The sequence below is a fragment of the Kitasatospora nipponensis genome (genome assembly GCF_039528135.1).
GTDB classification, from domain to species: Bacteria; Actinomycetota; Actinomycetes; order Streptomycetales; family Streptomycetaceae; genus Kitasatospora; species Kitasatospora nipponensis.
In genome coordinates, this window is sequence record NZ_BAAALF010000246.1 from 1 (window position 1) to 10,135 (window position 10,135).

The window sequence follows — 10,135 nt, forward strand, 5'->3', positions numbered from 1 at the left end:
CGAAGTAGCCCAGTTCGGGGTGGTGCCGCTTGGCCTCCAGCTCGGTGACCACCACCACGGGCAGCACGACCTCGTGCTCCTCGAAGCGCGTCATGGCGCGGGGGTCGGCCAGCAGCACGCTGGTGTCCAGCACGTACGAGCGCCGGTCGGCCTTGCGGGACCGGTGGTCCCGGTCGAATCCGTCGGCCACGGCGAACCGGTCGTCCATGTGCGCGCCTCCTCGGTGAGCTGGAGCGTTCCAGCGAGTTGACGCTCTTGGTGGCAACCCTGTCAAGGGCCGCCGGCACCCACCGTGGAGACCGTGCCCGGGCGAGGCGGCGCGCCGCCCGGCCCGCTCAGTCCGGCCGCACGATCACCACGGCGCAGGGGGCGTGCGTCACGCAGCGCTGGCTCACCGAGCCGAGCATCGCCCCCGCGAAGCTCCCGTGCCCCCGGCTTCCCACCACCAGCAGCTCGGCGCCGCGGGCCGCGTCGACCAGCACGTCGGCCGGGTTCCCGAGCACCAGGCGCCGGCGCACCTCCACGGGCTGTTCGTCGCCGAGGACCTCGCCGAGTTCCCGCTCGAACCTCTGGCGGGCGACGTCCGCGTCGAGGTCCAGGGGCACCACGGGCGCGGACCAGCCGTAGGACGTCACGGTCTCCCACGCCCCGACGGCGTCCACCACTCCCCCGATCAGCTCCGCATGGCGGATCGCCCACCGGAGCGCCGCGTGCGAGGACGGCGAACCGTCGACGCCGACCACCACCCGTCGCGCTGCGTCGTTCCCACTCATCCCAGCTCACCTCGCCGTCCTCGCCGAACCGCTCTCCCTCCCACGCTGCGCCCATTGCGCCCGGTCGGCCAGAGGAGCACTCCGCCCCCCGAAGGCACCGGCCGGACCTCCGGCTCCCCGGCTGCGCCGAACGGCGTAGGCCGGCGGGCGGCGGCGACACCACGTAGCGAGCCTGGTGCATGACGTGTCTGCTCGTGCCGGTCTCGGCGTAGGAGGATCTTGATGAGTACTGCGGACGTGCCGGCGGACGACGCCGGCGGGTCGGGCAGAGCCCGGGCCACCGACACCGTCCGGGCGGCGGCGGGATCGAAGAAGATCACGTGGCTCACCCTGGCGCTGATGACGACCAGCTCGGTGGCGAGCCTGCGGGCCTCGCCCACCATGGCCGTGTACGGCCTGGCCTGCGTGTTCCTCTACCTGGTTCCCGCCATCGTCTTCCTGCTGCCCACCGCCCTGGTGTCCGCGGAGCTGGCCTCCGGGTGGAGCGGCGGGGTCTACAACTGGGTCGCGCAGGGGCTGTCGAAGCCGCTGGCCTTCCTCGCCGTCTGGTGCCAGTTCGCCATGACGATCTTCTACTACCCCAGCCTGCTCGCCTTCGTGGCCAGCACGATCTCGTACGTGATCAATCCGGCGCTGGCCGACAACGGCGTCTACACCGCGATCGTCATCGTGGTCCTGTACTGGACCGGCGTGTGGGTCTCCTCGCGCGGCACCAACGCGGTCGCGGGGCTGGCCTCCTGGGGCCTGATCATCGGGACGCTGATCCCCGGCACGCTGCTGGTCCTGCTCGGCTTCGTCTTCCTGGGGCAGGGCAACGCCTCCGCCGCGCCGATGACCGCCTCGCACATCTTCCCCGAGTGGACCGGCATCGCCAGCCTGGTGCTGATCGTCAACAACTTCCTCAGCTACTCCGGCATGGAGATGAACGCGGTCCACGTCAACAAGCTGCGCAACCCGGCCAAGGAGTTCCCGAAGTCGATGTTCCTGGCCATGGGGCTGGTGCTGCTGATCTTCATCCTGCCGGCGCTGGCCATCAGCTGGGTCATCCCGGCGGACCAGCTCAGCCTCACCGCGGGCGTCATGCAGGCGTTCGACGCCTTCTTCCAGTACTTCCACATCGGTTGGCTGGTCCCGATCATCGCCATCGCCCTGTGTGCCGCCTCGCTCGGCGGGATGCTCACCTGGCTGGCCGGGCCGTCCAAGGGCCTGCTGCTGATCTCCCGTCAGGAGGGCTACCTGCCGCCGTTCCTGCAGCGGCTGAACCGTCACGGCATCCAGCAGAACATCCTAGTCACCCAGGGCGCGCTCACCACGGTCATCGCCCTGCTGTACGCGCTGATCCCGGACGTCTCCAGCGTCTACTGGATCTTCTCGGTGATCACCACCCAGGTGTACCTGATCATGTATCTGCTGATGTTCCTGGCGGCCATCCAGCTGCGCCGCAAGCAGCCCGACCACCCGCGCGGCTACCGCGCCCCGCTGCTGACCACGCTCTGCGTGGTCGGCTTCGTCGCCTCGGCGCTGGCCATGGTGATCGGCTTCATCCCCTCCTCGCAGTTCGGCGGCAGCAGCGCCTGGGCCTACGTCGGCATCGTCGGCGGCGGGCTCCTGCTGCTCGGCGTGGTGATCCCCTTCGCGTTCCTCAAGGCGCGCAAGCCCAGCTGGCGCCAGCCCGACGCGGACATCGCCCTGGTGGACGGAGGAGCGGCATGAGTCCCACCCGGATGTGGTCCGAGCACCGGTGGATCTACATCGGCTCGATCGTGGTGCTGGTCGGCATGATGATCGCCGGACTGTTCACCTACACCCAGCAGAAGGACACCAACGAGGCCCACCGCAAGGCGACCCAGCTGAACGACGCCCTCGTCGCGGACGGCTTCGCCTCGCGCAACATCGGCAACATCGCCGACACCCTGGGCACCGACGGCGGCGTGGTCTGCACCGACCCCAACTCCGCGCTGAAGCGCGCCCTGTGGCTCGTCCAGCTCTCCAACGGCGCGGGCGGTCCCGGCCAGCGTCCGGTGATCGTCGACAAGCGGGTCCTGGAGGCCGGCGCCGAGGTGGTCAAGGTCTACTGCCCGGAGAAGCTGGCGGACTACCAGCAGAAGATCAACGACCTCAAGACATCGGACACCGTCAATGACTGAGAAGACAGCCGGCAGCGGCGGCACCGGCGGGAGCGGGACGACCGCCCGGCCCGACGACCTCGCCGCCCGGGTGGCCGCCCTGATGCCCCGGGCCACGGCGGAACTCGCCGAGCTGGTCGCGATGCCCTCGGTCGCGGACCCCCGGCAGTACCCCGCCGAGCACTGCCGGCGCACCGCCGAATGGGTCGCCAAGGCATTCGCCGAGGCGGGGCTTCAGGACGTCCGCCTGGTGCCGACCCCGGACGGCAGTCACGCCGTCCTCGGTCACCGCCCACCCCCGCCGGGCGCGCCGACCGTGCTGCTCTACAGCCACTACGACGTGCAGCCCCCGCTGGACGACTCCGCCTGGCACTCCCCGCCGTTCGAACTCACCGAGCGCGACGGCCGGCTGTACGGGCGCGGGTCGGCCGACTGCAAGGGCAACATCGTCATGCACCTCACCGCGCTGCGCGCCCTGGGCGACGACATCCCGGTGGGCCTCAAGCTGGTGGTGGAGGGCAGCGAGGAGCAGGGCACCGGCGGGCTGGAGGCCTACGTCCCCGACCACGCCGAGGAGTTGCGGGCGGACGCGCTCCTGATCTGCGACACCGGCAACGCGGCGGTGGGCGTCCCCACCGCGACGACCGTGCTGCGCGGCCTGGCCAACGTCGTGGTGACCGTCTCCACGCTGGCCGGGGACCTGCACTCGGGCATGTTCGGCGGGCCCGCCCCGGACGCCCTGGCCGCGCTGATCCGGATGCTGGACTCGCTGCGCGACGCCGACGGCGCCACCCGCGTCAACGGCCTGGACAGTGGCGGCAGTTGGCAGGGCCTCGGCTACGACGAGGAGCAGTTCCGCGCGGACGCCCAGGTGCTGGAGGGGGTCGGACTGCTCGGCTCGGGGAGCGTGGCGGACCGGCTGTGGGCGCGCCCGGCCGTCACCGTGCTCGGCATCGACTGCCCACCGGTGGTCGGCTCCGCCGCCGCCGTCCCCGCCCGGGCCAGGGCCCGGGTCAGCCTGCGGGTGCCTCCCGGCATGGACGCCGCGCTCGCCGCCGACGCGCTGGCCGCCCACCTGGAGGCCGCGGCGCCGTGGGGTGCCAGGGTCGAGGTGGAACGGGAGGGCACCGGCTCGGCGTTCCGTGCCGCCACGGACGGTCCGGCGTACGCCGCGCTCGACCGCGCGATGCGGGAGGCCTACGGCAAACCGGTCTCCTTCCTCGGCCAGGGCGGCTCGATCCCGCTGTGCAACGTCCTCGCCACCACCTTCCCCGACGCCGAACTGATCCTGATGGGCGTGGAGGAGCCCCGCTGTCTGATCCACGCGCCGAACGAGAGCGTCGAACCGTCGGAGATCGAGCGGATGGCCCACGTCGAGGCACTCTTCCTGCGCTACTACGGCGCGCGGACCTAGCGCGGATCCCGGAGGTTCCCCACCATGGCGCGCCCCTTCACCGCTGACGACTTCGCCGCCCGGATGCGCCGGGCCACCTCCGCCTGCACCGGCGCGGGGTTGTCCGGCCTGATCATCACCCCGGGTCCCGACCTCTTCCACCTCACCGGGTACCGGCCCGTGGCGATCACCGAACGGATCACCGCGCTGGTGCTGGCCCCCGGCCGCGACCCGGCGGTCCTGATGCCCACGCTGGAGCGTCCCGACGTCGAACGCTCCCCCGCCGCCGGGCGGTTGACCCTGACCGACTGGCCCGACGGCACCGACCCCTATCCCCTGCTCGCCTCCCTCCTGCCCGACCCGGCGGGGCGCTACGGGATCGCCGACACCACCTGGGCGCTGCACCTGCTGGGCCTGGAGGAGGTACTGGCCCAGAGCACGTACGCTCCGCTGACCCGGGCGCTGCCCATGCTGCGGGCGGTCAAGGACGAGGCGGAGCTGGCGCGCCTGGCCGCGGCGGGCGAGGCGGCCGACCGTGCCTACGGCGACATCCTCCAGGTGCCGTTCGCCGGCCGCCTGGAGACCGAGGTGGCCGCCGACCTCGCCGCCTCGCTCAAGCGCCACGGACACTCCCAGGTCGACTTCACCGTGGTCGGATCCGGCCCCAACGGCGCCAATCCGCACCACGAGGCCGGCGACCGCCGGATCGAACCCGGCGACACCGTCGTGCTGGACTTCGGCGGCCTGCTGGACGGCTACGGCTCCGACACCACCCGCACCGTCCACGTCGGCGCGGACGTCCCCATCGAGGTACGCAAGGTCCACGAGGTGGTGCGGCTCGCGCAGCAGACCGCCTTCGAGGCGGTCCGGCCGGGCGTCACCTGCCAGGAGATCGACCGGGTGGCCCGCCGGGTGATCACCGAGGCCGGCTACGGCGAGTACTTCATCCACCGCACCGGGCACGGCATCGGCACCACCACCCACGAACCCCCGTACCTGGTCGAGGGCGAGACGCAGGAACTCGTTCCCGGCATGTGCTTCTCCATCGAACCCGGCGTCTACCTGCCGGGCCGCTTCGGCGTCCGCATCGAGGACATCGTGACCGTGACCGCGACCGGAGGCCGGCGCCTGAACAACACCCCACACGAACTCGGGATCGTGGGGTGAGCACGGAAGGCGGCGGCGCCCCCACGGCGGCCCCCGCCCGGGCGGCCCCCGGAGTCCTGGCGGCGACCTGCGTCTCCGCCTTCGTCGTGAACGCGAACACCTCCGCGGTCAGCATCCTGCTGCCGGCCATCAGCGAGGACACCGGCACCTCGCTGGCCACCCTGCAGTGGGCCGTGACCGGCTACTCGCTGGTCGGCGCCGCCGTCATCGTCACCTCCGGCGCCCTGGGCGACGTCTTCGGGCGGCGCCGGATCTTCCTCGGCGGCCTGCTGCTGTTCGTGGCCTCGTGCGTCTTGATCGCACTGGCCGGCAGCGGCGGGCTGGTGATCGCCGGCCGCGCGATCCAGGGCGCGGCCGGCTCGACGATCCTGGCGTGCGGGCTCAGCCTGCTGTCGGCGGGTGTCACCGGTGAGGCCCAGATGCGATCGGTCTCGCTCTGGGGAGCCGCCTCGGCCGCCGGGGCCGCCGCCGGGCCGCTGATCGGCGGCGTGCTGGTGGACGTCTCCGGCTGGCAGGGACTCTTCTGGATCGACGCGGGCATCGCCGCCGCCTGCGTGCCGCTGACCCTGCGCACCGTCCCGGAGTCCCGCGACCCCTCGCGTCCGCGCTCGATCGACCTGGCGGGAACCGCCCTGGTCGCCGCGGTCCTGGTCCCGTTCGTCTTCGCCGTCACCGAGGGCGCCGACTGGGGCTGGCTCAGTGCCCCGACGCTGGCGTGCTTCGTGGTCTCGGCCGCGGCCGTGGTCGGCTTCGTCCTCGTCGAGCAGCGCGTGCGCACCCCCCTGATCGACCTGGCCCTGCTGCGCAACACCTTCCTCGTCGGCGCGAGCGTGGCCATCCTCGTGGTGGCCGGCTGCATCAACGCGCTCATGTACGTCTGCAGCCTGTACTTCCAGAACCCGGCGGGCCTGGGCATGACGCCGCTGGAGGCGGGCATCGCCACGCTGCCCGCGGCGGCGGGCATCGTGGTGACCGCTCCCCTGATCACGCCGTTCGTCGACCGGGTGGGCGCGCGGAACGTGATCGCGGTGGGCTTCGGGACCGCGACCGTCGCCTTCGCCGCGCTCGCCTTCGTCCACGCCTCCTGGAGCTACGCCGCGTTCGTGGCCCCGCTGGTCGTCCTGGCCGTCGGGCTGGGCCTGGCGAACGGACCGTCGTCCTCGGTGGCCACCGCCTGCGTCCCGGACGACCAGGTCGGCGCCGCCTCCGGGATCTCCAACATGGGCCGCTACATCGGCGCGGCCGTCCTCACCGCCGTGACCGCGGCCCTCTTCGACTCGGTCTACGGCCGGCACCAGGCGTCGGGCGCGACGGCCTCGGACGCGCTGGCGGCCGGGTTCTCCCGGGCGTCCATCGGGCTCACCCTCTTCTGCGCGTTCGGCATCGGCCTGGCGCTCCTCGTCGGCCGCCTCCGTCCCTCCGGACCGCCGAACGCCGCCCGGTACTCCGCGGCCGCCGCGGCGACCTCGCACACCGTGCCGACCGGACCGAGCGGGCCGACCGCGAGCCCGCCGACCGACGCGGCTCCCTAGCCCGGCGCGGATGGCGGGCCCGGCCCGGTCCTTGCGGTCAGCGGACGAGGCCGTCCCGGTCACCGCGGGCGCGTGCGGCCAGCACCGCGATGTCGTCGTCCGGCGCGGTCGGTGCGACCGTGGCCAGGACGTGGTCCAGCAGGTCCTCCAGGGAGGCGTCCGGTCGCGGGCCTCCGAGGCGGGCGAGCCGCGCCAGGGAGGCGTCGATGTCCTCGGTCCGCCGCTCCACCAGGCCGTCGGTGTAGAGCAGCAGCACCTGTCCCGAGTCCAGCGGGTGGACCACGGCCTGGTAGTCCCCCAGCCCCGTCCCCAGCGGCGGCCCGGTGGGCACCTCCAGCAGCTGCGCCGGGCGGTCCGGGGAGAGCAGGGTGGGCGGCAGGTGGCCGGCACTGGCGAAGGTGGCCCGGCGGCGGGCGGGTTCGATCAGGCCCAGCAGGCAGGTCGCGGGACGGGTGGCGTCGTTCTGCGCGGTGAGGTGGTCCAGCTGGCGCAGGATGCGGTGCGGCGGCAGGTCGGCGGCCGCGACGCCGCGCAGCAGCGTGCGGTAGGCGCTCATGTCCACGGCCGCCTCCACCCCGTGGCCCATCACGTCCCCGATGACCAGCAGGGTCCGGCCGAAGGAGAGCCGGATGCTCTCGAACCAGTCCCCACCCACCATCGCGGACGTGCCGCAGGGCAGGTACCGGGAGGCCAGCTCCAGGTTCGCGTGCGGGGTGCCCGGATCCGCCAGCAGCGCGCGCTGGAGCTCCATCGTCAGGTCCTGCGCCATGCCGTGGCGCCGGGCGTTGTCGACGCTGCGGGCCGCCCGGTCGGCCACGGCCTGCACCGTGTGCTGGTCGACGTCGTTGCCGAAGTCCCTGTCGTGGCGAGTGCCGTGCCCGGTCCGGAGCAGCGACAGGACCCCGATCAGCTGTCCTCGGGCCCGCAGCGGTACGACCAGCATCGCGGCGTCGCCGCCGCCCGCCTCACAGGGCCAGCCCTCGCCGGAGCCGCCCTCGCCGGCCGGGGCGCCCGATGGAGCGCCCGATGGGCCGGCGCCCGGCCGGACCAGGACGGCGTGCCCGCCCTCCAGGCACCGCGCGGTGGGGCATCCGGGCCGGTGCCGCACCCAGGCGCCGAGCGCCCCTGGCGCTCCCCGGTCCCGGAACGCGGGGGCCGTCTCCCGGGCCGTCCGTCGCGTGCGCAGCGGCCCCGCCCCGACGCCGGGCCCCACCGGAATGGCCTCGGGGGGCAGGATCTCCACGGTCGCCACCTGCGCGAACCGCGCGACCGCGAAGCTCGCCAGCTCCGCGCAGGTGGCACCGAGGTCCAGGCTCGTGCCGATGCGGTCGGCCGCCTCGTCCAGCAGGGCCAGCCGTTCCCGATCGGCCAGCAGGGCGCGCAGACCGTGGGCACCGCGGAGGGCCGGTGCCGGCGCCGGTGCCTGTGCCGCCTCGTCGCCGCCCCGGCCGACGCCCGCTCCGTCCGAACGCACCCGCACCTCCCTGGCCTGCCACCCGTCCCGGAAGAGCATCCCGCAGCCCTGCGACCCTGCGGCCGGCGCCCTCGGATCCCATGGCCGCGACCGCGTCGACACAGACCCGACGAACCCACGATTCCACGCACGCCTCCCCCCGGCCACCTGCCGGGACCGGGCCGTGCCGGCGGCCGGTGACCCGCATCCGGGATCCGTCGGCGAAGGGCTCCCGTCACGGGCTCGTCCCAACCCGGACAGCCCGCAAGACATCGGCGCCGGCCTTCAATAGCCTTCCGGCATGCAGAAGTTGGACGACTTCCTGGGCGCACTGTCCGGCCTCCTCGCGCAGTGCGGGGTGCGGGTCGGTCCGGACACCCTGCGGGTGATCGTGCTCGCGCTGGCGGCGACCGTCGCCCTGCGGCTGAGCTTCGGACTGGCCAGAACGGTGGTCGAGGCCGGCGGCTCGGTGCTGTCGTTCTCCCGCACCCAGATCGAGAACAAGTTCTGGCGCCAGGCGGGCAAGCTCACCACGGTCATCTCCTTCGTCCTGCTGGCCCTGGCCTACGGCCTCTACGGCCAGGACCAGTCGCGCCCGATCGGCGCCGCGCTGCTCGCCATGGTCCACGACCGGCTGGCCAAGGTGGTGCCGCTGGCGATCCTCACCCAGGTGGTGCTGCTCTGCGGTCTCTGGATCGCCTTCGGCCTGATCACCCGGGTGCCACCGCGGATCCTGGTGAAGCCGTTCCTGGCCCTGCTCGGCTTCCTGGGCGTCATGGCGGGGGCCACCGCCGACTCGGCGGGCGTGCTGCTGCTCACCCGGGGCCGACCGGTGCCCTCGCTCGTCCTCGCCGGCGCCACCATGGTGGTCGCCCTGCCCTTCCTGCTGCTCGGCGCCCAGCTTCGGGCCGCGCGCACCGGGCCGGCCCCCGTACTCAACGCCGTCGTCGTACTGATCGGATCGGTGATCGGCTTCAGCCTGGCCGGCGCCGTGCTCGCGAGCGTCTACGCGGGGGTGTACCGCACGACGTCGGTGACCGGCCTGCTGGCCTTCGACACCATGGTGTCCTCCGTGCTGGTCCTGGTGGCCTGCTACCGCTTCCGCGCCTACCTGGGCGAGGCGGAGGTCCCCGAGATGCTGCCGCGCTTCATCGACTTCACCCTCGCGGTCTCGGCCGCCGCGATCGCGGCCGCCCGGCTGGCCGACCCGAAGGTGACGCTGCCGGGGGTGCCGCCCTGGGTTCTCACCGTCGGCCCGCCCCTGGCGATCGCCGCCATGATCTTCACCGCACACCTGCTGCGGCTGGGGCGGGGCTCCGGACGGTGGTGGCTCTGCCTGGCCACCGCGCTGGCCACCAGCCTGCTGATCGGCCCGGCCCGCGATCTGATCGGTCATCAACTCGCGCCACTGGTGGAGCTGTTGCCACTGCCGCCGTGGTAGCGGCAGCCCGGGGGACGGGTCGGCGGTGCCGGCCTGCCGGTCCTTGCGTTCACTTCTCACTCATTGCAATGGCAGGGTACGACCGTTGCGTTGATGTTCAATCCATTGCAACAATTGAACGGGCCTGAGCTGCGATGATGCTGCCACTGCGCAACATGCTTGTTGCCCGAGTCTGGAAAGCAACGTAGCGTTTCCGTTGTCAGAAACAAGCGACGAGCACCGGAGAACACGATGCAGAAGTTCGACACCA

Annotated in this window: 10 protein-coding genes; 6 read left to right on the top strand and 4 right to left on the bottom strand. The window is 72.9% G+C overall.

The features are described from left to right. The coding region (locus ABD323_RS36820) for a PIN domain-containing protein (RefSeq protein WP_344446450.1) at nt 1-208 on the bottom strand (208 nt) is incomplete at its 3' end. A gap of 127 nt (nt 209-335) precedes the next feature. Continuing rightward, nucleotides 336-773 (bottom strand): universal stress protein, encoded by a 438-nt coding sequence (locus ABD323_RS36825; protein WP_344446451.1) that lies wholly within the window; start codon nt 771-773, stop codon nt 336-338. A 222-nt stretch (nt 774-995) separates the two neighbouring features. Between ABD323_RS36825 and gadC the strand changes: the two genes are divergently transcribed. From gadC to ABD323_RS36850, 5 genes are read left to right on the top strand one after another with little or no spacing between them, the layout of a single operon-like run. After that, nucleotides 996-2,486: a glutamate/gamma-aminobutyrate antiporter GadC gene (gene gadC / locus ABD323_RS36830; RefSeq protein ID WP_344446452.1), complete on the top strand. Its 1,491-nt coding sequence runs from the start codon at nt 996-998 to the stop codon at nt 2,484-2,486. Beyond that, nucleotides 2,483-2,920 (top strand): hypothetical protein, encoded by a 438-nt coding sequence (locus tag ABD323_RS36835; protein ID WP_344446453.1) that lies wholly within the window; start codon nt 2,483-2,485, stop codon nt 2,918-2,920. The genes gadC and ABD323_RS36835 overlap by 4 nt, the downstream gene beginning before the upstream one ends. Further along, complete coding sequence (locus ABD323_RS36840; RefSeq protein WP_344446454.1) at nt 2,913-4,313, top strand: dipeptidase; 1,401 nt, start codon at nt 2,913-2,915, stop codon at nt 4,311-4,313. The genes ABD323_RS36835 and ABD323_RS36840 overlap by 8 nt, the downstream gene beginning before the upstream one ends. A gap of 24 nt (nt 4,314-4,337) precedes the next feature. Then, a complete protein-coding gene (locus ABD323_RS36845) occupies nt 4,338-5,459 on the top strand; it encodes a M24 family metallopeptidase (protein WP_344446455.1) in 1,122 nt (373 codons plus the stop codon). Further along, a complete protein-coding gene (locus ABD323_RS36850) occupies nt 5,456-6,991 on the top strand; it encodes an MFS transporter (RefSeq protein ID WP_344446456.1) in 1,536 nt (511 codons plus the stop codon). Before ABD323_RS36845 ends, ABD323_RS36850 begins: the two co-directional genes overlap by 4 nt. 37 nt (nt 6,992-7,028) lie before the next feature. Here the strand turns inward: ABD323_RS36850 and ABD323_RS36855 are convergent, their stop codons facing one another. Beyond that, nucleotides 7,029-8,465 carry a PP2C family protein-serine/threonine phosphatase gene (locus ABD323_RS36855; RefSeq protein WP_344446457.1) on the bottom strand — a complete coding sequence of 479 codons (1,437 nt, stop codon included), beginning with the start codon at nt 8,463-8,465 and terminating at the stop codon, nt 7,029-7,031. A gap of 280 nt (nt 8,466-8,745) precedes the next feature. On the opposite strand from ABD323_RS36855, the gene ABD323_RS36860 reads away from it, so the two are divergent. Next, entirely contained in the window at nt 8,746-9,885 is a 1,140-nt protein-coding gene (locus ABD323_RS36860; protein WP_344446458.1) for a hypothetical protein, read from the top strand. A gap of 56 nt (nt 9,886-9,941) precedes the next feature. Here ABD323_RS36860 and ABD323_RS36865 read toward each other — a convergent pair. Then, the coding region (locus ABD323_RS36865; protein WP_344446459.1) for a hypothetical protein at nt 9,942-10,135 on the bottom strand (194 nt) is incomplete at its 5' end.

Coding starts and splice junctions, on each gene's coding strand:
- ABD323_RS36860 (WP_344446458.1), top strand. CDS start 8,746: ATGCAGAAGTTGGACGACTTCCTGGGCGCACTGTCCGGCCTCCTCGCG.
- ABD323_RS36840 (WP_344446454.1), top strand. CDS start 2,913: ATGACTGAGAAGACAGCCGGCAGCGGCGGCACCGGCGGGAGCGGGACG.
- ABD323_RS36845 (WP_344446455.1), top strand. CDS start 4,338: ATGGCGCGCCCCTTCACCGCTGACGACTTCGCCGCCCGGATGCGCCGG.
- ABD323_RS36835 (WP_344446453.1), top strand. CDS start 2,483: ATGAGTCCCACCCGGATGTGGTCCGAGCACCGGTGGATCTACATCGGC.
- ABD323_RS36825 (WP_344446451.1), bottom strand. CDS start 773: ATGAGTGGGAACGACGCAGCGCGACGGGTGGTGGTCGGCGTCGACGGT.
- gadC (WP_344446452.1), top strand. CDS start 996: ATGAGTACTGCGGACGTGCCGGCGGACGACGCCGGCGGGTCGGGCAGA.